This window comes from Kutzneria buriramensis, from assembly GCF_003387475.1.
GTDB classification, from domain to species: Bacteria; Actinomycetota; Actinomycetes; order Mycobacteriales; family Pseudonocardiaceae; genus Kutzneria; species Kutzneria buriramensis.
In genome coordinates this window covers 86,984-111,781 of the sequence record NZ_QUNO01000010.1, presented here as the reverse complement: position 1 = coordinate 111,781, position 24,798 = coordinate 86,984, and the positions used below count along the sequence as shown (strand labels likewise).

At 71.0% G+C, this 24,798-nt stretch carries 27 protein-coding genes and 3 pseudogenes; 24 read left to right on the top strand and 6 right to left on the bottom strand.

Annotation, left to right across the window (positions count from 1 at the left end; translation table 11 throughout):
* Window positions 1-3 precede the first annotated feature (3 nt).
* From BCF44_RS57825 to BCF44_RS28195, 5 genes and pseudogenes are all read left to right on the top strand, one after another.
* Window positions 4-762: pseudogene (locus BCF44_RS57825) on the top strand (PhoH family protein); the annotation flags it as partial.
* 1,080 nt (window positions 763-1,842) lie between these two features.
* Window positions 1,843-2,175: pseudogene (locus tag BCF44_RS57815) on the top strand (PhoH family protein); the annotation flags it as partial.
* Between the two features lie 5 nt (window positions 2,176-2,180).
* Complete coding sequence (gene ybeY / locus BCF44_RS28205) at window positions 2,181-2,747, top strand: rRNA maturation RNase YbeY (protein WP_116177432.1); 567 nt, start codon at window positions 2,181-2,183, stop codon at window positions 2,745-2,747.
* A complete protein-coding gene (locus BCF44_RS28200) occupies window positions 2,747-4,033 on the top strand; it encodes a hemolysin family protein (RefSeq protein ID WP_116177431.1) in 1,287 nt (428 codons plus the stop codon). Before ybeY ends, BCF44_RS28200 begins: the two co-directional genes overlap by 1 nt.
* Entirely contained in the window at window positions 4,026-4,352 is a 327-nt protein-coding gene (locus BCF44_RS28195; protein WP_116177430.1) for a cytidine deaminase, read from the top strand. Before BCF44_RS28200 ends, BCF44_RS28195 begins: the two co-directional genes overlap by 8 nt.
* On the opposite strand, the gene BCF44_RS28190 is transcribed toward BCF44_RS28195, so the two are convergent.
* Complete coding sequence (locus BCF44_RS28190) at window positions 4,349-4,957, bottom strand: LysE family transporter (RefSeq protein ID WP_116177429.1); 609 nt, start codon at window positions 4,955-4,957, stop codon at window positions 4,349-4,351. The two genes, BCF44_RS28195 and BCF44_RS28190, sit on opposite strands and share 4 nt — an antisense overlap.
* Window positions 4,958-5,014: 57 nt before the next feature.
* Between BCF44_RS28190 and era the strand changes: the two genes are divergently transcribed.
* The 11 genes and pseudogenes from era (at window position 5,015) to BCF44_RS28135 (ending at window position 13,622) form a co-directional block, all read left to right on the top strand.
* Window positions 5,015-5,929 carry a GTPase Era gene (gene era, locus BCF44_RS28185; protein WP_116177428.1) on the top strand — a complete coding sequence of 305 codons (915 nt, stop codon included), beginning with the start codon at window positions 5,015-5,017 and terminating at the stop codon, window positions 5,927-5,929.
* 134 nt (window positions 5,930-6,063) lie between these two features.
* On the top strand, window positions 6,064-6,897 hold the full coding sequence (locus BCF44_RS28180; RefSeq protein ID WP_116177427.1) for an RDD family protein: 834 nt from the start codon (window positions 6,064-6,066) through the stop codon (window positions 6,895-6,897).
* Between the two features lie 66 nt (window positions 6,898-6,963).
* Window positions 6,964-7,800, top strand: a complete 837-nt coding sequence (gene recO, locus BCF44_RS28175) for a DNA repair protein RecO (RefSeq protein ID WP_116177426.1) — start codon at window positions 6,964-6,966, stop codon at window positions 7,798-7,800.
* On the top strand, window positions 7,775-8,389 hold the full coding sequence (locus tag BCF44_RS28170) for a GNAT family N-acetyltransferase (protein ID WP_170217801.1): 615 nt from the start codon (window positions 7,775-7,777) through the stop codon (window positions 8,387-8,389). The genes recO and BCF44_RS28170 overlap by 26 nt, the downstream gene beginning before the upstream one ends.
* 12 nt (window positions 8,390-8,401) lie before the next feature.
* The gene (locus BCF44_RS28165) at window positions 8,402-9,229 is read left to right on the top strand and encodes an isoprenyl transferase (protein WP_116177424.1); all 828 of its coding nucleotides are present in this window, start codon (window positions 8,402-8,404) and stop codon (window positions 9,227-9,229) included.
* Window positions 9,226-9,648 carry a hypothetical protein gene (locus BCF44_RS56840; protein ID WP_116177423.1) on the top strand — a complete coding sequence of 141 codons (423 nt, stop codon included), beginning with the start codon at window positions 9,226-9,228 and terminating at the stop codon, window positions 9,646-9,648. The genes BCF44_RS28165 and BCF44_RS56840 overlap by 4 nt, the downstream gene beginning before the upstream one ends.
* A complete protein-coding gene (locus BCF44_RS28155; RefSeq protein WP_116177422.1) occupies window positions 9,645-10,655 on the top strand; it encodes a permease in 1,011 nt (336 codons plus the stop codon). The genes BCF44_RS56840 and BCF44_RS28155 overlap by 4 nt, the downstream gene beginning before the upstream one ends.
* Window positions 10,652-10,864 (top strand): annotated as a pseudogene (locus tag BCF44_RS28150) (TIGR03943 family putative permease subunit); the annotation flags it as partial. The gene BCF44_RS28155 and the pseudogene BCF44_RS28150, both read left to right, overlap by 4 nt.
* Window positions 10,865-10,882: 18 nt before the next feature.
* Window positions 10,883-11,752, top strand: coding sequence for a TIGR03943 family putative permease subunit (locus tag BCF44_RS58630; RefSeq protein ID WP_281283154.1), 870 nt, complete (start codon window positions 10,883-10,885; stop codon window positions 11,750-11,752).
* 86 nt (window positions 11,753-11,838) lie between these two features.
* On the top strand, window positions 11,839-12,963 hold the full coding sequence (locus tag BCF44_RS28140; RefSeq protein ID WP_116177421.1) for an epoxide hydrolase family protein: 1,125 nt from the start codon (window positions 11,839-11,841) through the stop codon (window positions 12,961-12,963).
* A 266-nt stretch (window positions 12,964-13,229) separates the two neighbouring features.
* Window positions 13,230-13,622 carry a YciI family protein gene (locus BCF44_RS28135; RefSeq protein ID WP_211353264.1) on the top strand — a complete coding sequence of 131 codons (393 nt, stop codon included), beginning with the start codon at window positions 13,230-13,232 and terminating at the stop codon, window positions 13,620-13,622.
* 8 nt (window positions 13,623-13,630) lie between these two features.
* Here the strand turns inward: BCF44_RS28135 and BCF44_RS28130 are convergent, their stop codons facing one another.
* From BCF44_RS28130 to BCF44_RS28120, 3 genes are all read right to left on the bottom strand, one after another.
* A complete protein-coding gene (locus BCF44_RS28130) occupies window positions 13,631-14,047 on the bottom strand; it encodes a Fur family transcriptional regulator (protein ID WP_116177420.1) in 417 nt (138 codons plus the stop codon).
* Window positions 14,044-14,388 carry an ArsR/SmtB family transcription factor gene (locus BCF44_RS28125; protein ID WP_246015713.1) on the bottom strand — a complete coding sequence of 115 codons (345 nt, stop codon included), beginning with the start codon at window positions 14,386-14,388 and terminating at the stop codon, window positions 14,044-14,046. The genes BCF44_RS28130 and BCF44_RS28125 overlap by 4 nt, the downstream gene beginning before the upstream one ends.
* Before the next feature lie 235 nt (window positions 14,389-14,623).
* Complete coding sequence (locus BCF44_RS28120; protein WP_116177418.1) at window positions 14,624-14,926, bottom strand: hypothetical protein; 303 nt, start codon at window positions 14,924-14,926, stop codon at window positions 14,624-14,626.
* A 120-nt stretch (window positions 14,927-15,046) separates the two neighbouring features.
* Between BCF44_RS28120 and BCF44_RS28115 the strand changes: the two genes are divergently transcribed.
* The 3 genes from BCF44_RS28115 to BCF44_RS28105 all read left to right on the top strand — a co-directional run bounded on the left by BCF44_RS28115 (window position 15,047) and on the right by BCF44_RS28105 (window position 17,674).
* Window positions 15,047-15,427, top strand: a complete 381-nt coding sequence (locus BCF44_RS28115; RefSeq protein ID WP_116177417.1) for an antibiotic biosynthesis monooxygenase — start codon at window positions 15,047-15,049, stop codon at window positions 15,425-15,427.
* 70 nt (window positions 15,428-15,497) lie between these two features.
* The gene (locus BCF44_RS28110; protein ID WP_116177416.1) at window positions 15,498-16,127 is read left to right on the top strand and encodes a class F sortase; all 630 of its coding nucleotides are present in this window, start codon (window positions 15,498-15,500) and stop codon (window positions 16,125-16,127) included.
* A gap of 161 nt (window positions 16,128-16,288) precedes the next feature.
* A complete protein-coding gene (locus BCF44_RS28105) occupies window positions 16,289-17,674 on the top strand; it encodes a glycine--tRNA ligase (RefSeq protein WP_116177415.1) in 1,386 nt (461 codons plus the stop codon).
* Here BCF44_RS28105 and BCF44_RS28100 read toward each other — a convergent pair.
* Window positions 17,644-18,624, bottom strand: coding sequence for a hypothetical protein (locus BCF44_RS28100; RefSeq protein ID WP_116177414.1), 981 nt, complete (start codon window positions 18,622-18,624; stop codon window positions 17,644-17,646). The genes BCF44_RS28105 and BCF44_RS28100 overlap by 31 nt on opposite strands.
* A gap of 232 nt (window positions 18,625-18,856) precedes the next feature.
* On the opposite strand from BCF44_RS28100, the gene BCF44_RS28095 reads away from it, so the two are divergent.
* Entirely contained in the window at window positions 18,857-20,089 is a 1,233-nt protein-coding gene (locus tag BCF44_RS28095; protein ID WP_116177413.1) for an MFS transporter, read from the top strand.
* 1 nt (window position 20,090) lies between these two features.
* Here BCF44_RS28095 and BCF44_RS28090 read toward each other — a convergent pair whose 3' ends face one another.
* On the bottom strand, window positions 20,091-20,819 hold the full coding sequence (locus BCF44_RS28090) for a Type 1 glutamine amidotransferase-like domain-containing protein (RefSeq protein WP_116177412.1): 729 nt from the start codon (window positions 20,817-20,819) through the stop codon (window positions 20,091-20,093).
* A gap of 80 nt (window positions 20,820-20,899) precedes the next feature.
* On the opposite strand from BCF44_RS28090, the gene BCF44_RS28085 reads away from it, so the two are divergent.
* Genes BCF44_RS28085 through BCF44_RS28070 form a run of 4 tightly spaced genes read left to right on the top strand, consistent with a single transcriptional unit; the run spans window position 20,900 to window position 24,796 of the window.
* A complete protein-coding gene (locus BCF44_RS28085) occupies window positions 20,900-22,039 on the top strand; it encodes a histidine kinase (protein WP_170217799.1) in 1,140 nt (379 codons plus the stop codon).
* Window positions 22,036-23,121, top strand: coding sequence for a sensor histidine kinase (locus tag BCF44_RS28080; protein WP_116177410.1), 1,086 nt, complete (start codon window positions 22,036-22,038; stop codon window positions 23,119-23,121). The genes BCF44_RS28085 and BCF44_RS28080 overlap by 4 nt, the downstream gene beginning before the upstream one ends.
* The gene (locus BCF44_RS28075; RefSeq protein WP_116177409.1) at window positions 23,121-24,191 is read left to right on the top strand and encodes a histidine kinase; all 1,071 of its coding nucleotides are present in this window, start codon (window positions 23,121-23,123) and stop codon (window positions 24,189-24,191) included. Before BCF44_RS28080 ends, BCF44_RS28075 begins: the two co-directional genes overlap by 1 nt.
* Window positions 24,191-24,796, top strand: coding sequence for a response regulator transcription factor (locus BCF44_RS28070; protein WP_116177408.1), 606 nt, complete (start codon window positions 24,191-24,193; stop codon window positions 24,794-24,796). Before BCF44_RS28075 ends, BCF44_RS28070 begins: the two co-directional genes overlap by 1 nt.
* Window positions 24,797-24,798 lie beyond the last annotated feature (2 nt).

The window sequence follows — 24,798 nt, the reverse complement described above, 5'->3', positions numbered from 1 at the left end:
CAGGTGCCGTCAAGCGCACAGGGCGGAGCTGCCCGTTCCGGGGAGAACGCCACCACACCCAAGAACGGTTCGTCGCCGGCGGGTTCGATCGCCGAGGCGGACGCCCAGTCCCGGTTCACCGTTCCCGACGAGGCGGTGCTGGCCCTGCTGGGCTCCCGCGACGAAAGCCTCCGGGCCGCCGAGGAGCTGCTGGACGCCGACGTGCACGTCCGCGGCAACGAGGTGACGCTGACCGGCCGGCCCGCCGACGTCGCCTTCGCCGAGCGGGTGTTCACCGAGCTGGTCACCCTGGCCCGCGGCGGCCAGCAGGTCGGCCCGGACGCGGTCCGGCGCACCGTCGCGATGCTGGAGGGCGGCGACGCCGAGTCGCCGGCCGAGGTGCTCAGCCTGGACATCCTGTCCCGGCGCGGCAAGGTGATCCGGCCCAAGACGCTCAACCAGAAGCGGTACGTGGACGCGATCGACGCCAACACGATCGTGTTCGGCATCGGCCCCGCCGGCACCGGCAAGACCTACCTGGCGATGGCGAAGGCCGTGCAGGCGTTGCAGGCCAAGCAGGTCAGCCGGATCATCCTGACCCGGCCGGCGGTCGAGGCGGGCGAGCGGCTGGGCTTCCTGCCCGGCACCCTGTTCGACAAGATCGACCCCTACCTGCGGCCGCTCTACGACGCGCTGCACGACATGGTCGAGCCGGAGTCGATCCCGCGGCTGATGCAGGCCGGCACCATCGAAGTGGCGCCGCTGGCTTATATGCGTGGTCGGGCCCAACCGATCTTCACGCCGGTCCTGACGCCGGACGGCTTCCGACCCATCGGCTCCCTGCAGGTCGGCGACCTGGTCATCGGCTCGAACGGCGAACCCACGCCGGTGCTCGGTGTGTACCCGCAGGGCGAGAAGGACATCTATCGGGTGACGGCCGGCGACGGCGCGTCCACCCTGTGCTGCGGCGACCACCTCTGGGCGGTCAAGACGGCCTCGGACAAGCGCCGCGGCAAGCCGTGGCGGGTGCTCGAGACCAAGGAGATGATCGGCAACCTCCGGGCCGCACACGCTCGTCGCTACGAGCTGCCGGTGCTGGCCGCGCCGACCTGCCACCCCGAGCAGGCTGTTCCCATGGACCCGTACGCCCTGGGCCTGCTCCTCGGCGACGGCTGCCTGACCGGTTCGACCACCCCCGCCTTCGCGACCGACGACGTGGAACTCGCGCTTGCCCTGGAGGCGTCGCTGCCGGGCATGCGCGTACGGCATCGGGGCGGGGTCGACTACGCCCTCAACCGGGTGCGGCTGCCCGGCGAAGTGATCACCATCGAGAACCCGGTCACCGGCGCGCTCCGCGAGCTCGGGCTGCTGGGCACGCGGTCCGAGTCGAAGTTCATCCCGGACGTCTACCTGCAGAACTCCGCGGACGTTCGGCTCGCGCTGCTGCAGGGTCTGCTGGACTCCGACGGCGGCCCGGTCACGCAGTTCGGCCGAACCTGCCGCATCCAGTACGTCACGACGTCGTCGAGGCTGAAGGACGACGTGATCGGCCTGGTGCGGTCGTTCGGCGGCGTGGCCTACACGCGCTGCCGGCCCGCCCTCGGCCGGAAGCCCGGCTTCGCCAACGGTCGTCCGGTGCCCTACCGGCACGACGCGCACGTGATCGACATCCGGCTTCCCGCGGGAGTCGAGCCGTTCCGTCTCGCCCGCAAGCAGCGGAAGTACGTCGAAGCCGGCGGTGGCGGCCGTCCGATGCGGTTCATCGACAGCATCGAACCGGCCGGGCGGGCCGAGGCGGTCTGCATCCAGGTGGCGGCGGCCGACTCGCTCTACGTCACCGAGGACTACCTGGTCACGCACAACACGCTGAACGAGGCCTTCATCATTCTGGACGAGGCGCAGAACACCACGCCCGAGCAGATGAAGATGTTCCTCACCCGCCTGGGCTTCGGCTCCAAGATCGTGGTGACCGGCGACATCACCCAGGTCGACCTGCCCGGCGGCCAGCGCAGCGGCCTGCGCGTGGTGCAGGAGATCCTGGCCGGCGTGCCGGACATCCACTTCTCGGTGCTGACCAGCCAGGACGTGGTGCGCCACCGGCTGGTCGGGGACATCGTGGACGCCTACGACAAGTGGCAGAACGCCCAGGACGCCGGACCCGGTGTCAGGGCCGAAAAGGGTGGCCGGGGACGATAGGGCCCGTGAGTATCGAGATCGCCAACGAGGCCGGTGTCGGCGTCGACGAGGCCAGCATCGTCGCCGTCGCCCGCTTCGCGCTGGACCGGATGGGCGTCAGCCCGCTCGCGGAGCTCTCCGTGCTGCTGGTCGACCTGGACGTGATGGCCGACCTGCACGAGCGCTGGATGGACCTGCCCGGTCCGACGGACGTGATGGCGTTCCCGATGGACGAGCTGGACTCGGCCCGCCGCCCGGACGCCGCCGGCGTCGGCCCGGCGCTGCTCGGCGACATCGTGCTGTGCCCGGCGTTCGCCAAGGACCAGGCCCGCAAGGCCGGCCACGGCCTGCTCGACGAGCTGCACCTGCTGACCGTGCACGGCGTGCTGCACCTGCTGGGTTACGACCACGCCGAGCCGGCCGAGGAGCGGGAGATGTTCACGCTCCAGAACCGCATCCTCGCCGACTACCGCGAGGCCAAGGAGTCGGCCACCCGCGCCGCCCAGCAGCGCAGCAACGACGACCGCGTGCTGGGCGCCGTCGGCCTGGCCGAGGAGGACGACAAGCCCGCGCCGGACACCGACGCCGGCTGATGGGCGCGACAGCCGTGCCGATGCTGCTGTGCGCGGTCGTGCTCGTGCTCGCGGCCGGCGCGTTCGCCTGCGCGGACGCCGCGCTCGGCACCGTGTCCCGGGCCCGCGTGGAGGAGCTGCTGCGGCAGCGCCGCACCGGGGCCCGGCAGCTCCAGCTGCTGATCGAGGACCGGCCGCGGCACATCAACCTGCTCCTGCTGCTCCGGCTGGGCTGCGAGCTGGCCGCGACCGTGCTGATCACCGCGTTCTGCCTGCAAGCGGTGTCCACGGTCTGGCTGGCGCTGTTGATCGCCGGCGTGGCCATGGTCATCGTCTCGTACGTGTTGATCGGCGTCGGGCCGCGCACGGTCGGCCGCCAGCATCCGTACGGCGTGATGCTGCTGGCGGCGGGGCCGGTGCGGGTGCTGGGCCGGGTGCTGGGGCCGCTGAGCCGGCTGCTGATCCTGGTCGGCAACGCGATCACCCCGGGCCGGGGCTTCCGCGAGGGTCCGTTCTCCACCGAAGTCGAGCTGCGCGAGCTGGTGGACCTGGCCGGCGAGCGCGGCGTGGTGGACGAGGACGAGCGGGAGATGATCCACTCCGTCTTCGAGCTGGGCGACACCATCGCCCGCGAGGTCATGGTGCCGCGCACCGAGATCATCTGGATCGAGCAGGCCAAGTCCGTGCGGCAGGCGCTGGCGCTGTCGCTGCGCACCGGCTACAGCCGGCTGCCGGTGATCGGCGAGAGCGTCGACGACGTGGTCGGCGTGGTCAACATCAAGGACCTGGCGCGGGTGTCGGTCGAGGGCGGAGCGCAAACCGTCAAGGACGTGATGCGGCCGGCGGTGTTCGTGCCCGACACCAAGCGCCTCGACGACCTGCTGCGGCAGATGCAGGTCACGCACAATCACCTGGCCATCGCCGTCGACGAGTACGGCGGCACGGCCGGGCTGCTGACCATCGAGGACATCCTGGAGGAGATCGTCGGCGAGATCACCGACGAGTACGACCAGGACGAGCGGCCGCCGGTGGAGCAGCTCGACGAGGACAGCTACCGGGTCAGCGCCCGGCTGGCGGTGGAGGACCTGGCCGAGCTGTTCGACGTGGAGCTGGACGACTCCGACGTGGAGACCGTCGGCGGGCTGCTGGCGCAGCGGCTGGGCCGGGTGCCGCTGCCCGGCGCCGAGGCCGAGATCGCCGGCCTGCGGCTGCGCGCCGAGGGCGGCAAGGACAACAGGGGCCGCGTGCGCATCACGACCGTGGTGGTGCGGCGCGACGAGCAGGAGAGGAACGGCGAGCGTGGCTGATCTGGACCCCGAGGACGCCAAGATCGTGACCCTGGCCCGGTCGGCCCGGGCCCGCACCGGCGCGGCCGAGGGCGCCGCGGTCCGTGACACCGACGGCCGCACCTACGCCGCCTGCACGGTGTCGCTGCCGTCGTTGAAGCTGACCGCCTTGCAGGCCGCCGTCGCCGCCGCGGTGGCCAGCGGCGCGCCCGGCCTGGAGGCGGCGGCCGTCGTCACCGAGTCCGGCAAGGTCGACGACGAGTCCCGCGCCGCCGTCCGCGAGCTGACAGAGTCGGCGTACGTGCTGGTCGCCGACCCCAGCGGCGCGGTCGTCGGCTAGGCCCGGACCAGCAGGAATCCGGCCAGGCCGAGGAACAGCCCCGCCGACGCGGCGGACAGCCCGGCCTGGCCGCGGTGCCCGAGGCCGCGGCCCGATCGCGACACCGCGAAGGCGATCACCGCCTCCAGCCCGGACGCCGTCGCGAACCACACGATCGTGAACACCAGCAGCCCGAGCACGCCGCCCGCCTGCTGCGCGGCCAGCATCGTCGGCGTGCCGGTGGCCAGCCAGAACGTCCAGCTCAGCGGGTTGAGCAGGTTCGAGAGCAGGCCCTTCCAGAACGCCCAGCCGCCGGCCAGCTCCGGCACGTGCCCGCGCCACAGCCGCAGCGCGTCGCGCAGGGCGAACGCCGCCAGGCCGGTCATGAACACCGCGCCGGCCACCGCCACCCACGTCGCCGCGCCGGCCACCGTCGCGATCACCTGCGACAACAACAGCGCCGGGATCAGCAGCACCAGGTCGGCGGTCGCGGAGCCCAGGATCACCCGCATCCCGGCGGCGAAGCCGCGCGTGGCCGACTCGTGCAGGATCGTCACGAAGATCGGACCGACCGACACCGCGGCGCCCGCGCCCAGCACCAGGCCGAGCCACAGCACATCGATCACGGCCCGACACTACTGCCCCCACACAGCGCGTTCGGGGCAACCAGCGAGAATGAGACGATGACCAGCGACATCACCCCTGCCGGGCACCGCTCCGGGTTCGCCTGCTTCGTCGGCCGGCCCAACGCGGGCAAGTCGACGCTGACCAACGCGCTGGTCGGCGCCAAGGTGGCCATCACGTCCAGCAAGCCGCAGACCACCCGGCACACCATCCGCGGCGTGGTGCACCGCCCGGACGCGCAGCTGATCATCGTGGACACCCCCGGGCTGCACCGCCCGCGCACGCTGCTCGGCCAGCGGCTCAACGATCTGGTGATGGAGACCTGGTCCGAGGTCGACGTGATCGGCCTGTGCGTGCCGGCCGACCAGAAGGTGGGCCCCGGCGACAAGTTCATCGCGTCCGAGCTGGCCAAGCTGGCCCGGCGCACGCCGGTGATCGGCATCGTCACCAAGACCGACCTGGTGCCCCAGCAGCAGGTCGCCGAGCAGCTGCTGGCGTTGCAGAAGGTGATGGACTTCGCCGACCTGATCCCGGTCTCGGCGCAGGACGGCTTCCAGCTCGACACGCTGGCCGACCTGCTGGTGGGCCGCCTGCCCGAGGGCCCGCGGCTGTACCCGGACGGCGAGCTGACCGACGAGCCGGAGGCCACGCTGGTCGCCGAGCTGATCCGGGAGGCCGCGCTGGAGGGCGTGCGCGACGAGCTGCCGCACTCCATCGCCGTGGTGGTGGAGGAGATGCGCCCGCGCGAGGGCCGCGACGACCTGATCGACGTGCACGCCAACCTGTTCGTGGAGCGCACCAGCCAGAAGGCGATCATCCTCGGGCACAAGGGGGAGCGGCTGAAGCAGGTGGGCACGACCGCGCGCCGGCAGATCGAGCGGCTGCTGGGCTCGCGGATCTTCCTCGACCTGCACGTGAAGATCGCAAAGGACTGGCAGCGGGATCCCAAACAGCTCCGCCGTCTGGGCTTCTAGGCTGCACCAAGGGCCGGATCGACACCGGTCGGTAAAGAACTGGCGGCGAGTTGCGCGAAATGCCGGGGGCGGACCCGTAACGCGCCCTATAGTTCACGCGCTTTGCCAGGTAAACCCCAGTCCAGGAGCACCCAGTGACCACACCGCCCCCCGGCTTCGACCCGCAGGGACAGCAGCCGCCGTACGGACAGCAGCCGCCCTACGGGCAGCAGCCGCAGACGCCGCCGCCGGGCTTCAGCCAGCCGGGGTACGGCGCGCCGCAACAGCCGCAGCAGCCCTACGACCCCAACCAGCAGCAATATGGCCAGGCCTCGCCGCCCTACGGCATGCCGCAGCAGCCCTATGGACAGCAGCAGTACGCCGGTGCTCCCGGTGGCTACACCGCGCCGCAGGGTGCCTACGGGCTGGACACGATCCAGTTGCCCGGTGTCGGCACGATCCGGGTGGCCTCGATGGGCCAGCGGTTCCTCGCTCGCCTGGTGGATTCGCTGATCATCGGCATTCCCGCTGCCATTCTGATCCCCATCCTCACTGGGTTGATCTTCGCTGGTGCGGCGAGCAGCGCCAGTTCGTTGCAGAACTGCGACCCGTCCGTCACCGACTGCTCCGCCCAGGTCGCGGCGGCGGCGAGTGCCGTCGGTGCCGGCTTCCTGGTCACGTTCCTTGTGACGCCGCTGATCTTCCTGCTCGTGTTCGCCGTCTACGAAGTCATCATGATCGCTGTCAGAGGCGCGACACTGGGCAAGCAGATCGCCGGCGTCAAGGTCATCCGGATTCATGACGGCCAACTACCCGGCTTTGGTCCGGCGGCGGGACGTTGGGCCACGATGTTCGCTCCGGGTGTCATTCCGGTGCTCGGCTATCTCTACGTGCTGGTGTGCTACCTGTCGCCGTTCTTCGACAACCTGGGGCGTCGCCAGGGCTGGCATGACAAGACCGCCAAGACGATCGTGATCTCCGTGAAGTGACGACCAGGTGGTGGCTCCGGTAGTCGCCCGCCATCGGAGTCACCATCGGCGTGTCACCATGTACTTGTGAGCCTGTACCGAGACACCTGCGTCGTGCTGCGGGTGCAGAAGCTCGGCGAGGCCGACCGGATCATCACGGTGCTGTCCCAGCGGCACGGCAAGATCCGCGCCGTCGCCAAGGGCGTGCGCCGCACGTCCTCCCGCTTCGGCGCCCGGCTGGAGCCGTTCGGGCACGTCGACGTGCAGTTCTACACCGGGCGCACGCTGGACGTGATCACCCAGGTGGAGACCGTCGACGCCTTCGGCGTCGGCCTGGTCGACGACTACGCCCGGTACACGGCGGCCTGCGCGGTGCTGGAGACCGCCGACCGGCTCACCGCCGAAGAGGGCGAACCGGTGCTGCGGCTGTACATGTTGGTGGTCGGCGCGCTGCGGGCGCTGGCCGACCGGCAGCGCGAAGCCGGCCTCGTGCTCGACGCCTTTCTGTTGCGCGCCATGGGTTTCGCCGGCTGGGCGCCGGCCGTCACCGAGTGCGCGCGGTGCGGCACTCCCGGCCCGCACGCCGCGTTCAGCGTGCCCGCCGGCGGTTCGGTGTGCGGCACCTGCCGGCCGGCCGGCTCGGCCAGCCCGGCCGGCGAGACGCTGAGCCTGCTCGACGCGCTCACCCACGGAGACTGGGCGCTGGTGGACCGGACCCAGCCGTCGAGCAAGCGCGAGGCCAGCGGCCTGGTCGCCGCGCATCTTCAGTGGCACCTCGAACGGCAGCTGCACTCGCTGCCGCTGGTGGAGCGCCGCGCGTCGGCGACCGCCATCGACCGCCTCGCCGCCCAGATCCGCACGGTGGTGGCTGATCGACAGACGACAGTGGGGGAGAACCTTGATCCTGCGGCCCGCCCGAGCTGACGACCTCAAGGCCGTGCACGACATCTGCGTCGACACGGCCACCCAGACCGAGCTCGACGACCTGGACCTGATCGGTTACGTCTTCGTCGACCCGTACCTGACCCTCGTGCCGGAGCTCTGCTTCGTCATCGCCGACGACGAGGGCGTTGCCGGCTACACCGTGGGCGCGGTGGACACAGTGGACTTCTACCGGCGCTGGCGTGCGGAGTGGACACCGCGTTTCGCCGATAGGTACCCGAAGCCGGCGCAGGAGACCAACCGGTACGAGTCGCTCGTGCTGTCGATGCACAACCCGGAGCGCTTCCTGCCGGCCACGCTCGGCGGCTACCCGTCGCACCTGCACATCAACCTGGACGCCCGTGCGCGGCGGCAGGGCTGGGGCACGAAACTGCTGGACGCGCTGTTCGACCAGCTGCGGGCGGGCGGGTCCACCGGCGTGCACCTGACCACGTCCGCCACCAACACCCGGGCCATCGCCTTCTATCACACTTTGGGCTTCGAGGTCCTGGAGCAGCCCGGCACAGCCACCGTGATGGGACTCCGCTTCGACGGTTCGGGCAGGATGGAGGCATCCCCATCCCGATCGTGAGGAGCTGGCCTGATGCTGCGTAGGCAGCTGCGCGGACGCAACGACCCCACCGTGAGGCCGCCCGACCCGCACCCCAGCGGCGCCCGCGCGCCGCAGATCCCGCTGGAGTTCGTGCCGCAGCACGTGGCCCTGGTGATGGACGGCAACGGCCGCTGGGCCAACATGCGCGGCCTGCCCCGCATCGAGGGCCACAAGCGCGGCGAGGCGGTGGTGCTCGACGTGGCCAAGGGCGCCATCGAGCTCGGCGTGAAGTGGATCTCGCTGTACGCGTTCTCCACCGAGAACTGGAAGCGCAGCCCGGACGAGGTCCGCTTCCTGATGAACTTCAACCGGGACGTGATCCACCGGCGCACCGACGAGCTGGACGAGATGGGCGTGCGGATCCGCTGGGCCGGACGCAAGCCGAGGCTGTGGCCGAGCGTGGTCAACGAGCTCCAGAAGGCCGAGGAGCGCACCCGGAACAACGACGTGCTCAACCTGACCATGTGCGTGAACTACGGCGGCCGGGCCGAGATCGGCGACGCCGCCCGCGAGGTGGCCCGGCTGGTGGCGGCCGGCAAGATCAACCCGGACAAGGTGGACGAGCGCACCCTGGCCAAGCACCTGTACCACGCCGACATGCCGGACGTGGACCTGTTCATCCGGCCGTCCGGCGAGCAGCGGATCTCCAACTTCATGCTGTGGCAGTCCGCGTACGCGGAGCTGGTGTTCCAGGACATCCTGTGGCCGGACTTCGACCGTCGTGACCTGTGGGCGGCGTGCGAGGCGTATGCCCGGAGGGACCGCCGCTTCGGCGGCGCGGAAGACAAGTCCGATGAGATGCAGGAGGCGGCCAGGTGACCGACGACGAGGCACAGACCACCGCGCGGCTGCTGACCGCCGCCCGCGAGGCGTTGGAGCTGTTCCACGAGGTGCACGTCGACGACGACGGGGCGCTGAGCTTCCGGCACGGCGACGTGCCGTGTGCCGTGCAGGCCATGCAGTTCGCCGAGGGCCTGACGATGCTCAGTCTCACGTGCGTGGTCGCCTGGGATCTGCCCGACGAGCCCGCGCTGGCCGTGTCCGCCGCCGAACGCGCCGGTCAGGGCCTGTTCGGCACGCTCGGCGTCGTGCACACCGAGCGGGGCATGGACGTCACGCTGCGGTACGCGTTCCCGGCCGACAACCTGGAGCCGTCGCCGCTGTCGACGATCCTGATGCTGGTCGTGTCCACCGCGTCTCAGTTGCGGGCCGACCTGCTGGCCAGCGTCGAGAAGTGACCGCCACCGAGGAAAGGCCGGCGGTCCGGCCGCAGCAGCGCCGCCGCGTCACGTCGCTGGAAGTGCTGTGTGTCGTGCTGGTGCTGGCGCTGCTGCTCCAGAACCAGCTCGTCGACGCCCTGGACATCCCCGCGCTGCGGACCGGGGCCACCGTGTTCGTGGCCGTCTGCGTGCAGGCGATGCCGTTCCTCGTGCTCGGCACCCTGATCAGCGGGGCGATCGCCGCCTTCCTCCCGGCCGAGGTGCTGCGGCGGGCGCTGCCGCAGCGGACCGTGCTGGCCGTGCCTGTCGCCGGGCTGGCGGGCGTCGCCTTGCCCGGCTGCGAGTGCGCCTCCGTGCCGGTCGCGCGGCGGCTCATGCAGCAGGGTGTCGCGCCGTCGGTGGCGCTGGCGTTCCTGCTGGCCGCGCCCGCCGTCAATCCCGTGGTGCTGGTGGCCACCGCCGTCGCCTTCCCCGGCAAACCCGAGATGGTGCTCGCGCGGTTCGCCGGGTCCATGCTCACCGCCGTCGTCACCGGCTGGCTGTGGTCCCGCTTCGGCAAGGCCTCGTGGATCGCCTCGCGTGCGCTCCAGCGGCTTCCCGCCGGCGGCTCGTCGCGGTGGGCTGTCTTCGCGGAGACCGCCCGTCACGACCTGGTGGAGGCCGGCGGGTTCCTCGTCATCGGCGGCATCACCGCCGCCGCGTTGAACGTGCTCGTGCCGTCCACGCTGTTGGAGTCCCTGTCCGGGCAGTGGGTGCTCGGCATCGTCGTGATGGCGCTGCTCGCCGTCGTGCTGGCCATTTGCAGTGAGGCCGACGCCTTCGTCGCCGCCTCCCTGTCCGCCCTGCCGCTGCTGCCCCGCCTGGTGTTCCTCGTCGTCGGGCCCGCCGTCGACGTCAAGCTCATCGCCCTCCAGGTCGGCACCTTCGGCAAGGCCTTCGCCCTGCGGTTCGCGCCGCTGGTGTTCACCGTCGCCGTCGTGTCCGGCACCGTCGCCGGGCTCGTGCTGCTGGGAGGGACCTCGTGAGGCGGGAGACCCAGAACATCCTGCTCGTGCTGCTCGGCGGCGCGCTGCTCAAGATCGCCCTCAACGGCACGTTCCTGAACTACGTCAAGCCGTCGCTGCAGCCCTGGCTGGTGCTGTCCGGTGCCGTGATGGTCGTGCTGGCCGGCGTCGCCATCGTCACCGACGTCGTCAAGGCCCGCCGCGCTCAGACCGCCGACACGACCGCTGGCCACTCCGCCGACACGGCTATCGGCCACGCCGCTGGCACGGTCACCGACCAGCCTGCCGACACGCCTATCGGCCACTCCGCCGCCGCGGCCACCGACCTGCTCGCTGACACAGCCACCGACCACGCCGCCGCCTCAACTGCCTTCGCCTCATCCGCCGTCGCTTCGTCGACCGCCGCACCCGGCGATCGTGCCGTCGTCTCAGCCGCTTCCGTCTCATCCGCCGTCGCTTCGTCGACCGCATCTCCCGCCGACCGGCGCGCCGCTGCCTCCACCACGGTCACCGTCGCCGAGCACGGCTCCGACCATGACCACCCCCGCGGCGACCTGGTCCTCGCCGGTGCCGCCTCCCACGCCCACGACGACGGCCACGGTCACTCTCATGGGTCCGCGCGCAGCGCGTGGATGCTGCTGATGCCGGTGCTGGCAATCTTCCTGATCGCCCCGCCCGCGCTCGGCGCCGACTCGGTCAACCGCGCCGGCGGCCGGACCGTGGCCAGCGAGCAGCGTCAGGACCAGGTGATCAAGACCAAGTTCCCGCCGCTGCCGGCCGGGTCGGTGGTGCCGCTGCGGATGGCGGACGTGGCGACCCGCGCCGCCTGGGACTCGACCAACTCCCTCGACGGCCGGACGCTCGAGCTGACCGGCTTCGTCGTGCACGACGCCGCCGGCGTGTACGTGGCGCGGCTGGTGATCACCTGCTGCGCCGCCGACGCCATGCCGGTCAAGGCCCGCCTCGTCGGCTCCGAGGGCCTGGCCGACGACCAGTGGATCACCGTCACCGGCAAGGTGCGGCCGAACTCCGCCATGCAGGCCGACAACTACGTGCCGGTGTTCGACGTGGAGTCGGTGAAGAAGATCGCCGTGCCGGGCGATCCGTACGAATACTGACGCCGGATGTAGAGATCGCGGCGGCGGCTCCGACCAGGTCGTGACACGGCCCCGGCGGCGGGGCCCGCGATGCCGAGGAGCCGGCCATGGAGACGTTTCGCATCGAGGTTCCGGACGCCGAACTGGCCGATCTGCGGGAGCGGCTGGCGCGGGTCCGGTGGGCGCCCGAGCCGCCCGCCGGCGGCTACGGCGTGTCCGGGGCCGAGGTGCGCAAACTCGTCGAGCACTGGCGTGACGGCTACGACTGGCGGGCAGTCGAGGCCCGCCTGAACGCCCATCCGCAGTTCACCACCACGATCGACAGCGCCAACGTGCACTTCCTGCACGTCCGCTCGCCCGAGCCGGACGCGCTGCCGGTCGTCCTCACTCACGGCTGGCCCGGTTCCGTCACCGAGTACCTCGACGTCATCGGCCCGCTCACCAACCCCCGTGCCCACGGACTCGACCCGTCCGTCGCCTTCCATCTGGTGATTCCGTCGCTGCCTGGCTTCGGTTGGTCCGGCCCCGTCACCGAGCCCGGTTGGGGACCGCGCCGCATCGCCGCCGCCTGGGCCGAGCTGATGGCCCGCCTCGGCTACCGCCGCTACGGTGCCGCCGGCAACGACTGGGGTTCCGTCATCTCACCCGAGGTCGGCCGCACCGCCCCCGACGCCGTCGTCGGCGTGCACGTCACCCAGATGTTCGCCGGCCCCGAAGGCGACGTGTCGTTCTATCCGCCCACCGTCGAGCCCGCCAGCGTCGCCACCCTGCCGCCCGACGAGCGTGCTCTGGTCGAGGGCTTGCGGCACTTCCAGCGCACCATGGCCTCGTACCACCATGTGCACGCCGAGCAGCCCCAGACCCTCGCCTACGCCCTCAGCGACTCCCCGGTCGGCCTGCTCGCGTGGAACAGCCAGGTAATGGGCGGCCTCGACCCCGACGCGCTGCTCACCCACGTGTCCATCCACTGGCTCACCGGCACCGCCGGCACAGCGCCGCGCATCTACCTGGAGGACTACCGCAACCCTGTGCCCACCGAGCCCACGACCGTGCCCATCGGCCTGGCCCAGTTCCCCAACGACGCCCAGGGCATCCGGACCTACGCCGACCGCGACCACGCCAACATCGTGTCCTGGAACGTCTACGACCGCGGCGGCCACTACGCCTCCCAGCAGGCCCCCGACCTCTACATCAACGACATCCGCCAGTTCTTCGCCCAACTCCGCCGCTGACCGGTGCGGTTCACACAGCGCTCCCGCTGACCCGCATCGAAGACACCCAGTGGTTGATTCAGTCCCACCGTTGACCTGCATTGGAGACGCCCGGCGGCTCTGCCCTACCGCTGGCTGGTACTCGACGACATCCGGCGGTCCTCCGCCGATGACCTGCGCGTTATTGACGCCACTGGTTCGCTCAGCCCGCCGCACACTCGCACATCGAGCACAATCGCCGGTTGTTCGCCCAGCACCGTTCCTGATCCTTCCTAGGAGAATCTCCCGTGAAGTACCTGGTGATGATCTACAGCAACCCCACCAGCTGGGCCCACCCAACGTTCGAGAACACGGACTACTACCGCGCCGCGTCCCCGGCTGAACGCGCCGAGATGGATGCCCAGTTCGAGGCTCTGCTCCGCGAGACGTCGGCCTCTGGAGAGCTGGTGTCGGGGACCCCGCTCGCCGCGCCGTCGACGAACCGGGTCGTGCAGGTGCGGGACGGCGACACGGTCACCACCGACGGCCCCTTCGCCGAGTCCAAGGAGCAGATGGCCGGCTTCTTCGTCTTTGACTGCGTCGACATCGACCGCGCCACCGAGCTGGCCGCTCGTTTCCCGGACGCCCGCTTCGGCCGGGTGGAGGTCCGGCCGATCATGGACATCCAGCCGCCGGCCTGACGCCGGGGTCAGGCGGTGCAGCCGGCGCAGGTGCCGAAGATCTCGACGGTGTGGCTGACCTCGCTGAAGCCGTTCTCGGCGGCGATGCGGTCGGCCCACTTCTCCACGGCCGGCCCCTCCACCTCGACGGTCCGCCCGCAGACCCGGCACACCAGGTGATGGTGGTGGTGGCTGGAGCAACGTCGGTAGATGGCCTCGCCGCTGTCGGTGCGCAGCACGTCCACCTCGCCGGCCTCGGCCAGCGACTGGAGCGTGCGGTACACCGTGGTGAGCCCGATGCCCTCGCCGCGCCGGCGCAGCTCCTCGTGCAGGTCCTGTGCGGAGCGGAAGTCGTCGAGCTGGTCGAGCAGCTTGGACACGGCCGCCCGCTGCTTGGTAGCCCGCAGCCCGGGCACGGTGGCCGACGGGCGCTCGCTGGTGGTCACGCTTCCTCCCGGTGCTCGCCCCGGACGGCCGCGCCGCCCTCCTCGACGTGCGTGACGGCATCCACCACGATGTGCGCCAGGTGCTCGTCGACCAGCCGGTACATGACTTCCCGGCCGTGCCGCTCGCCGTGCACGACGCCGGCCGACTTGAGCACCCGCAGGTGCTGGCTGATCAGCGGCTGGGCCACGGACAGGGCGTCCACCAGCTCGTGCACGCACCGCTCGCCCTCACGCAGCTGGAGCACGATGGCGATCCGCACCGGCGCCGCCAACGCCCGGAGCAGGTCTCCGGCCGCGGTCAGGGTGCCGGCGGTGCGTCGCGGGGCCGTGGTCGACCCCAGCTCACGCGGCGCGTGCTCGTGGGCGTCCGCCAGCGCTGTGCCGGACCCGGCACGGCCGTCCGAACGCTCCGGGACGGGGGTCGCGGCGTCCGGGCTCACTGGGGCATCGTCCTCTCCGACACGGCAGGCAACAGGGCGGAAGATCGGTCGGTCGTAACCACCATGGTAGGCGAACGAGGTGCCCCGCTGCCGGCCCTGCTGACAATGGTTATCGACGTAGATGCTATCCGACCTGCTAGCGGAGCACGGAAATCGCCACCGCGACCAGGATCACCAGCACCACGATCCGCAGCACCCGGTCCGCCGGCGCGAGCACCCGCCAGGTCGCCCCGAGCAGGCCCAGCACCACCAGCACCAGCGCGCCGAGCAGCCCGGCGCCGACCGCGCCGCGCACGACCACACCCACCACGAACAGCACCAGCACCAGACCGAACACGGCGGCCGCCGGCACCCGGGACAGCGGCCCGCTGCCCGGCAGCAGCGGCGCCCTCAGGTCCCGCCGGCCACGCCCTCGACGCGGTTGCTGTCCTCCGGCCATGTCACCACTCGATCCGCCGACGTCCACGCCTCGGCCGCAACCCCGGCGGCGGGCGGGTCCCCGCTGGTGCGAGGATGCGCCACCATAACCGACCGCCCAGACCACCCGAGGAGTCCGACCGTGCTGCTGGTCTGCCGGTTCGAGGTGCCCGCGGCCGAGGCGACCGAGTTCGCCGCGACCGCCCGCCACGCCCTGGAGCTGCTCACCGCGCAGCCCGGCTGCCGCACCGGCCGGCTGGGCCGGGCGACCGACGAGGCGGACCGCTGGGTCCTGGTGGTCGAGTTCGACTCGGTCGTCGCCTACCGACGCGCCCTGTCGCCGTTCCCGGTGCGCGAGGTCGTCGTCCCACTGCTGTCCCGCGCCCTCGCCGACGAGCCCGCAGCCTTCGAGCTGGCCGTCTCGGCCGCCGACGGTGTCGCCGACGAGCACGTCAGCCTGCTGGCCGACGACGCCGGCACGGTTCGGCTGGGCGAAGCCGCCGGTCCTGCCAAGCCCCGCTGAGCGAGGAGCTGGTCCGGCCGCAACCTGCCGCGCGACAATGGGTGCCAAGCCGGCACGAAGGGAACGGGCCATGCCGCGACGACGCGTCGTCCTGCTCGCCTCGGCTGCCGCTGCCGTTGTTGTTGTCCTGGTAGGCCTCCTGTTCCTCATCCCGTCGGGCGACACGTCCCACACCACGGCCGGCCACGCGACCACGCCTTCCGCACCACGGGCGGCGGACACCACGACCACCACTGTGCTGCCCACCGGTGTGCCGACCACCGGCTCCGTGCACCTGCCGGCCGGCGGGACCGCCCGGCTGATCCCCGCCCAGGTGAGCAAGGACGGCACGATGTCGGTGCCGGACCAGCTCGATCAGGCGACCTGGTGGGGCGCAACGCTGGGTGCCCCGACGGGGACCACCCTGCTGGCCGGCCACGTGAACTGGCAGGGCCACACCGGCCCGTTCGCAGAGCTGTGGCAGGACAAGGTCGGCCAGCGGATCACCGTCGTGGACGACAAGGGCCGCGACTGGGTGTACCAGATCACCCAGTTGGTGACCGTCGCCAAGGCCGAGCTGCCCGACCGGGCCAAGCAGCTCTACGGACTCGACGGCGACCACCGACTGGTCCTGGCCACCTGCGGCGGCGAGTTCGTCGGCGGAGCCGAGGGCTACGACGACAACCGGTTCGCCGTGGCCACCCTCGTCACCCGCCCGTAGCGCTTGCCGGCGACGGTTGCCGGCACCGGTGGTTTTTCGCCCCATGGGTGATCACCGAGCCGTTGCGGCCCTGCCTCGCCCGGCCGCCGGGCCGAGCGACTATTCTTCTCCCTTCCCAGGAGCTTCCTGTCAGTTCGAGTCTCGGCCGGATGGAGTTAGGCGTGCCCGCGGACCGCATCGACGCCGTCGTCAGCCTCTGCAAGCGCAGGGGTTTCGTGTACCCGTGCGGAGAGATCTACGGGGGCACAAGGTCGGCGTGGGACTACGGGCCCCTGGGCGTGGAGCTCAAGGACAACATCAAGCGCGCCTGGTGGCGCTCGATGGTGCAGGGTCGCGACGACGTGGTGGGCCTGGACTCCTCGGTGATCCTGCCGCGCGAGGTGTGGGCCGCGTCCGGCCACATCGACGCGTTCGTGGACCCGCTGGTGGAGTGCAACTCCTGCCACCGCCGGTTCCGCGCGGACCACCTGGCCGAGGAGTACGCGGAGCGCACCGGGAAGCCGGTCGAGGAGAACAACCTCACCGACGTGCCGTGCCCCAACTGCGGCACCCGCGGCCAGTACACCGAGCCGAAGATGTTCAACGGCCTGCTCAAGACCCACCTGGGCCCGGTCGAGTCCGCGGAGGGCCTGTACTACCTGCGGCCCGAGACCGCGCAGGGCATCTTCGTCAACTTCCTCAACGTCGTCACCACCTCCCGCAAGAAGCCGCCGTTCGGCATCGGCCAGATCGGCAAGTCGTTCCGCAACGAGATCACCCCCGGCAACTTCATCTTCCGCACCCGCGAGTTCGAGCAGATGGAGATGGAGTTCTTCGTCGAGCCGGGCAGCGACGAGGAATGGCACCAGTACTGGATCGACGAGCGGCTGCGCTGGTACACCGACCTCGGCATCGCCCGCGACAACCTGCGGCTCTACGAGCACCCGCAGGAGAAGCTGTCGCACTACTCCAAGCGGACCGTGGACATCGAGTACCGGTTCTTCTTCGCCGGCCAGGAGTGGGGCGAGCTGGAGGGCATCGCCAACCGCACCGACTTCGACCTGAACACGCACGCCAACCACTCGGGCGTCGACCTGTCCTACTTCGACCAGGCCACCAACTCCCGCTACCGGCCGTTCGTGATCGAGCCGGCGGCCGGCGTCGGCCGCCCCATGATGGCGTTCCTGCTGGACGCCTACACCGAGGACGAGGCGCCCAACGCCAAGGGCGGCGTGGACAAGCGGCTGGTGCTGCGGCTGGACCGCCGGCTGGCCCCGGTCAAGGTGGCGGTGCTGCCGCTGTCCCGTAACGCCGAGCTGTCGCCGAAGGCCCGGGACCTCGCGACGGCGCTGCGGCGCAACTGGAACGTCGACTTCGACGACGCGGGCGCCATCGGCCGCCGCTACCGCCGGCAGGACGAGATCGGCACGCCGTTCTGTGTGACGGTGGACTTCGACTCCCTGACCGACCACGCGGTGACGGTGCGGGAACGCGACTCCATGAGCCAGGAGCGGGTGTCGATGGACCGCCTGGAGGCCTACCTGGCACCGCACCTCCTCGGGTGCTGAGCGGTCGCGGTCACCGGTGGGCGGTCACGCTTGGCCGCCCACTCGTGGGCCCGTCTGAGCTCCCGGACGAGCTCGCCGGGTGAATCCCGCAGCTGTTGCGGTGAGGTGTTCACGAGGACGACGCCGGCCGTGGTGAGCTCGGTGTACCGCTTCAGGGTGTGGTCGAAGGGCTGTTCCCCCATGTCGATGTCCAGGGCCACCGCCACGTCGTCCCACCAGGCGCTGACCGGCCCCAGGTAGGCGTTCTCGGCGTCGTCCACCTGCATGTTCCACTTCGGTCGGGGCAGCCGGGCGGCGCCGATGAGCGTCGCGGCGAGCGACTCGACCTCGGTGCGGATGCCGCCCATGACCTCGGCCAGCACCCGTCGGGGCAGGGCGGTGCCCCGGCCGCTGCCGGCGTCGAGTTCGGCGTTGATCAGCTTGGGCGCCAGGCCGCGGTGCCAGATCGCCTCGGTGAGCACCGGGCGGATCTGCTCGGCCAGGCGGAAGCCGCGGACCGTGTCCAGCACGGCCCGTTCCAACGGTGCGACATGGAAGCCCTTGTACACCATCGGTTTCGGCATCCGGCTGGTGCGTTCGATCTTCACCTCGGGCGAGCCCTGAAGTGACCGTCCTTTCTGGACGAGCACGTGCACGGGACTGTTCGGCAACGGCGGCGCGGACCGCATGCCGTGCAGCACCAGCGCGTGCCTTCCGGTGAGCACGGCGCCCGGCTCGGCGTAGCGCAGCGCCGCCTGCACCAGCTGTGTCGGTGTCGGCGGCGAGGCGCCGAGCACCAGCACCCCGGGTAGGACGCGTTGCCAGGGGCCACCGGGCTGGCATCTCCGGTACACCGAGCTGCCGCAGAGTCCCAGCTCGATCAGCTCCTCAGCACGGGCGACGTGGTGCGGGAACAGGTTGCTGAGCTTGTCGAGCTGGATGTGCGTTCCGCTCGGGCTGCATGTGCGCATGCGGCAAGACTGCGCCCCCAGCCTCCTCGGCTGTGGCCTGTTCGGCGTCATCTGTGGACAACTCGGGCCCTGTGGACAACTTGGCCCGCGGAGATCCACATCGGACGGTCCGTGGTCGGCGGCGCGCTATGGTGGTGGGTTGCCCGATCGCTGTTGACGACGGCTCACATTCCCGAGATGGTGAGCTGTCAAGGCGCGTCTTCCTGCGTGGCGCGCCACCAAGGGGGCTTTCGTGTCAGTGCACCGAAGCCGCGGCGGCACCATCCTGCTGTCCGCGCTGGTCCTCGACTCGGTCGGCACCGGCATGTTCATGCCGCTCTCGCTCCTGTACTTCCCGAAGCTGACGTCGGTGCCGCTGGAGCTGGTCGGCGTGCTGGCCAGCGTCGCCACCGCGTTGACGCTGCCCATTCCGGCGCTGGCGGGCTGGCTGGCCGACCGTGTGGGCCCGGTGCCGCTGGTCGTCGTCGCGCAGCTGGCCCAGGGAATCGGCTTCTTCGCCTTCGGCCGGGTGCACGGGCCGGTCGGCATATTCCTGGCATCGGCGCTGGTCACGACCGGTGTCCGGATCTTCTGGTCGTGCGTGTTCACCGCTATCGCGGACTACGCCGACAGCAGCACCTCCACGATGTCCAAGGACAGCTGGTACGCCTGGGCCAACATGACCCGAACGGGTGGTCTTGGCATCGGCGGTCTGATCGCGACGCTGGTCATGGTGGGCGGAGTCGCCTACTACCGAGTGCTCACCGACAGCTCCGCCGCCTGTTACGTGGTGGCCGCGGCGGCGATCGGGATCTTCGTCCGGGCGCCGCGCGGTGCACACGAGGCGGACGCGGTCATCGGCTTCCGGACTATGCTGCGAGACCGCCCCTTCGTTGCGTTTGCCGCAATAAATACGGTTTTCGCCATGTCGACCGGCATGCTAGCGCTCGGACTGAGCGTGTTTGTGGCGGACGGGCTGCACGGACCTTCGTGGTTGGCCGGGTCCGTGCTGGCCGGCAGCACGATTCTGCTGGCCGTGCTGGGCGCACCGGTGATCAAGAGGGCCCAGCCCTACCGGCGGACCCGGGTGCTCATCGTGGCCGCCGGCCTGTGGGCGGCGTGGTGCCTGGCGTTTTCAGGGCTCGTCCCCGATCAACTCACCTGGGTGGTTCCGGCGCTGATCGTCGCCACCCTGCTGTTCACGGCGGCCGACGTGATGCACGCGCCGGTGTCGATGGGCCTGGCGACGGCCTTGTCACCGGTCGCCGCCCGCGGCCGCTACCTGGCCGTCTTCCAGTACTCGTTCGTGGTCGCCAGCACTGTCTCGCCGGCCTTCTTCACCAGTCTGTTCACGCTGCACCGGTCGCTGCCGTGGCTCGTCCTGGGTCTGCTCAACCTGGCCGCGCTGGTCGGGATGCGGATGCTGGAGCGGATCGTGCCGGCCCCGGCGCAGCGGGTCGCCGAGCCGGAGCCGGTGCAGGTCTGAGTCAGAGCCGGCGGGTGTCCAGGGGCGTCTCGACGGCCTGGCCGGTCGCGTCGTCGCGCCGCACCAGGTAAGCGCCGCCACGCTTGCGTTCCGACACGGCCTCGACCAGCGAGGCGCCGCGGTAGATGAGGCCGGCGCCGTCGTCGGTGCAGTGGGTCTCGGGGAGCTTGCCGGCCGCCACCGCCTCGTGAACCGTCGGACGGCGCTGAGCCTCCGAGTCCAAGTGCACGCCGCTGGCGTAGGGCAGCAGGCCCAGACCGTTGGTTACGACCCGAAGGTTCGGGCCGAACGAGTCGGTGACGCCGCCGGTGTACCAGCAGATCGAGCCGGCCGACACGCCGCCGAGCACGACGCCGGCCTCCCAGGCCGTCCGCATGATCTCGCCGAGCCCGTGCACCTGCCAGACCGCGAGCAGGTTGGCCACCGAGCCGCCGTTCACCCAGATCACGTCGTGGTCGAGCACGAAGCCGGCCAGGTCGGCGGTGGGCGGCATCGGGAACAGGTTCAGGTGCGAGACCTCGATGCCGGCGACCCGACCGGCCTCGCTGGCCATCGCGTTCATGTGCCGGTCGTCCCCGTTGGCCGTGCCGACGTGGCACAGCTTCGGCCGGCCGGTCGCGCCGGACAGGTCGAGCGAGAGCCGGACGAGGGGCCCGAACTCCAGTTCGGTCCAGCTGCCCCGGACCCAGCCGCCGGAGGTGGCCACGATGGTCGGTTGATCTGCTGCCATCTCCGGATCCTGTCAGCCGCCGTCGCATCCATGCCAGTTGTCATGGGGGACTGTCAGTGCCCTGCCCTACCGTGATGGCCATGGCGAACGCATGCAGCTCGGCCCGGGCGGACGGTGAGCAGACCGACCGCCGCCGACGTCTGGGCGCGACCGCGTTCTCCTGCGTGTTCCTGGTCTGGGCGGTCTCCGGCGTCCAGGAGCTGGCGTCCGCGAACACCCCGGTCGGGCTGAAGACGGCGCAGTTGGCGGTGACGATCGCCTATCTGCTCAGCTACCCGGTCGGCACCTGGTTGTCGTCGTTCGAGCGGCCGCGGCTGAAGGTGTGGTATGTCGCCCTGGCCACGGTGCTCGGCCTGGCCACGCTGGCGCTGGACGGACTCGACAGCAGCGCTTTGTTGATCTACCTCGTCGCGCTGAGTGCCATGATGTTGACCGGACGCGCCGCCTTCGTCTTCGCGGGTTGTGTGACCGCGGTGGCGTTCACCGCATCCGCGTTCGTGCCGGGCGGCCCGGACTGGGGAACCCTGGTGCTGATGGTGGTGCTGACCATCGGCGTCACCAGCTTCGCGAAGGTCGGCGGCGACCTGAAGGTGGCCAACCAGGAAGTGGCCCGGCTCGCGGTCGCCGAGGAGCGGGCCCGGGTCGCCCGGGACGTGCACGACGTGCTCGGGCACAGCCTGACCACGGTGACTCTCAAGTTGGGGCTGGTGCGCAGGCTGCTGGAGACCAAACCGGAGGAGGTGGAGCGGTTGATCGTCGAGGTGGGGGAGGCGGAGCAGTTGTCGCGGCAGGCCTTGTCGGAGGTGCGTGCGACGCTGTCGGGGTACCGGAGCGCTTCGCTGAGCGCCGAGGTCGCGGGGGCGCGGGCGGCGCTGGCCTCCGCGGGGATCACCGCCGACCTGCCTCGGGCGGTCGACAACGTGTTGCCCGCGTACCAGGAGTCGTTCGCCTATGTGCTGCGAGAGGGGGTCACCAACGTGTTGCGGCACAGCGGTGCGACCAGCTGCGAGGTGCGGTTGGGGGAGTCCTGGCTGGAGGTCCGGGACAACGGCAGGGCGACCGTGGCGGACGCGGGGGCGTCGCGCGCGGACGGCGGCGGGGCAGGGCTGACCGGGCTGGCCGACCGGCTGGCCGCGATCGGCGGCCGGATCGACGCGGGTCCGGTGCCGGGCGGCGGTTTCCTGCTGCGGGCCAGCGTGCCGGAGCAGGTGCCGGTATGAGCGATCAGATCATCCGGGAGAGCCAGCGGGCCTGGGGCTTCTCGGCCGGCTTCTTCACATTGTTCATGCTGCCGGAGTTCCTGGCCCAGTTCCGTGCCGACCGTCCGATGTGGGTGACGGTGCTCGCCGTTGCCGGGATGGTGGGGTACGCCGTCGGATACGTGCTGCTGCCGCCATTGGTTTGGCGCAGGTCCGCGATGCTGCAGATCGCTTGCGGCGTCGCGTACATGGGGCTTGCGGCTGCCCTGTCGCCCGTCGCCACGCCGTACATCTTCATCTGGGCCTTCGCGCTGTGTGCCGTTGTTGTCCCGGGTTGGTGGTTGGTCGCGGTCGACGGTGTGGCCTTCGTGGCGCTGGTGATCGTGCTGACGGGCGACTACTCGGGGCTGATGATCATCTTGGCGTCGGTCACCGTGCTGTGCCGGTCGGTCGCGCACATGGTGCACGTCAACCGCGACCTTCGGCTGGCCCGGGACCGAGTCGCCGCTCTCGCCGTCGCGGACGAGCGTGGTCGTGTCGCCCGCGATCTGCACGATGTGTTGGGGCACAGCCTGACCACGGTCACCGTCAAGGCCGGGCTGACGCGCCGGATGCTCGAATCCGGCGTGTCGATCGACCGGGCCCTGGCCGAGATGCGGGACGTGGAACGGTTGTCCCAGCAGGCTTTGGCCGACATCACGGCGACGGTGTCCGGGGATCGGGCGGCCTCGCTCGCGGCGGAGTTGGTCGGCGCCAAGGAAGCGCTGCGCTCAGCCGGCATCGACGCCGACTTCCCGCTCGCGGTGGACGACGTCGAACCGGCGTACCAGGAGGCCTTCGCCTTCGCGCTGCGGGAGGGCGTGACGAACGTGTTGCGGCACAGCGCCGGCGCCACCCGGTGCGAGGTCCGGCTCGGCGACAGCTGGCTGGAGGTGCGCGACGACGGCGACCCCGGACCGGCCGCGGCGAACCCGTCCCGAGCCTCGGGCGGTGGCACCGGACTGACCGGACTTTCCGAGCGGTTGGGCGGAATCGGCGCGCGGCTGGAGGCAGGGCCGTTGCCCAGCCAGGGTTTCCGGCTGCGGGTGGAGGTGTCCGCCTGATGGCGTCTCGGTTCGATCCCAAGCTGGGCTGGCCCGTCTCCTGCTTCTTCCTGTTGTTCGCGGTGCCGAGCCTGCTGGGGCTGATGTCCAGCGGCATGCCGACGTGGCAGATCTCGATCGGGCTGGTGGGTTTCGCCGGCTACGCCGCCCTGTACGTGGTGGCGTCGACGCGAATGTGGTTCATGGGCCTGCGGGCGAAGCTGGCGATGACCGTGGCGCTGCTCGTGCTGCCGACGGCGCTGGTGAGCCTGCTCGGGCTCGGTTCCTCGTGGATGTTCGTCTACGGCCTGTCGGTCATCGCGATCATGCTGCCGACCGCGTTGGCCTTCGCGATAGGCATCCCGACGCTGGCGGCGATCGCCGTGGTCATCATCGCCCAGATGGGCTTGTCGCTGCTGCTCAGCGACTGGGTGGTGCTCGCCTCGGTGTTCGCGGCGACCTGGTTCATGGGCCGCCTGATGCGGGCCAACTACGCGCTGGAATCGGCGCAGGAGGAGATAGCACGGCTGGCCGCCGCCGAAGAGCGGGCGCGGCTGGCCGAGGAGTTACGCGACGATCTCGGTCGCAGCCTGGCCGCGATCACCGCGCGGGCCGGCGCGGTGTGCGCCGAACTGGAGCGGGGCGGCACGTCGGTGGCGCATGTGCGTGAGGTCGAGGACCTTGCCCGTGAAGCGGTGACGCAGGTGCGGGCGACCGTGTCGGGGTACCGGACGGCGTCGCTGGCGGCCGAGGTCGTCGGTGCTCGGGCCGCCTTGGAGGCGGCCGGTATCGCGGCCGACCTGCCCACGGCGGTGGACCGGGTGGCGCCCGCATACCGGGAGGCCTTCGCGTACGCGCTGCGGGACGGTGTGACGGCGGTACTGCGGCGCTCGAGTGGCGCGACACGGTGCGAGGTGCGGCTGGGCGAGTCCTGGCTGGAGGTCCGTGACAACGGCACCGCTAGCGTGTCCGGGGTGGACTGTGGCGGGCCGGACAGCGGCCTCGCCGAGCGCGTGGCGGGCATCGGTGGTCGCATCGACACCGGGCCCTGCGCGGAAGGGGGTTTCCGGTTGAGGGTGGCGGTGCCGTAGTGATCAGGGTTCTGCTCGCCGACGACCAGGCGCTGGTGCGCGGCGCGTTGGCCGCGATGCTCAGCATCGAGTCGGACATCGAGGTGGTCGCCGAGGTCGGCTCGGGTGACGAGGTGGTGCCGGCCGCGCAGCGGACCAGTCCGGACGTGGCGCTGCTGGACGTGCAGATGCCCGGGAAGGACGGGCTGACAGCGGCCGCCGAGTTGCGCAAGGCGATGCCCGGCTGCCGGGTGGTGGTGTGCACCACCTTCGGTCGACCCGGCTACCTGGCGCGGGCCATGGCCGCCGGTGCGGCCGGGTTCGTCGTCAAGGACGCGCCGCCGGAGCAGTTGGTCGAGGCGGTCCGGCGGGTGCACGCCGGGCTGCGCGTGGTGGATCCCGCGCTCGCCGCGGAGTCGCTGGCCAGCGGGGCGAGCCCGCTGACCGAACGGGAGAGGGAGGTGTTGCTCGCCGCCAGTGACGGCGGCACGGTGTCGGACGTGGCCAGGACGCTGCATCTGTCGGAGGGCACGGTGCGCAACCATCTGTCGTCGGCCATCGGCAAGACCGGGGCCAGGACCCGCGCCGAGGCGGCCCGTCTCGCGGAGGACCGCGGCTGGCTGTGACA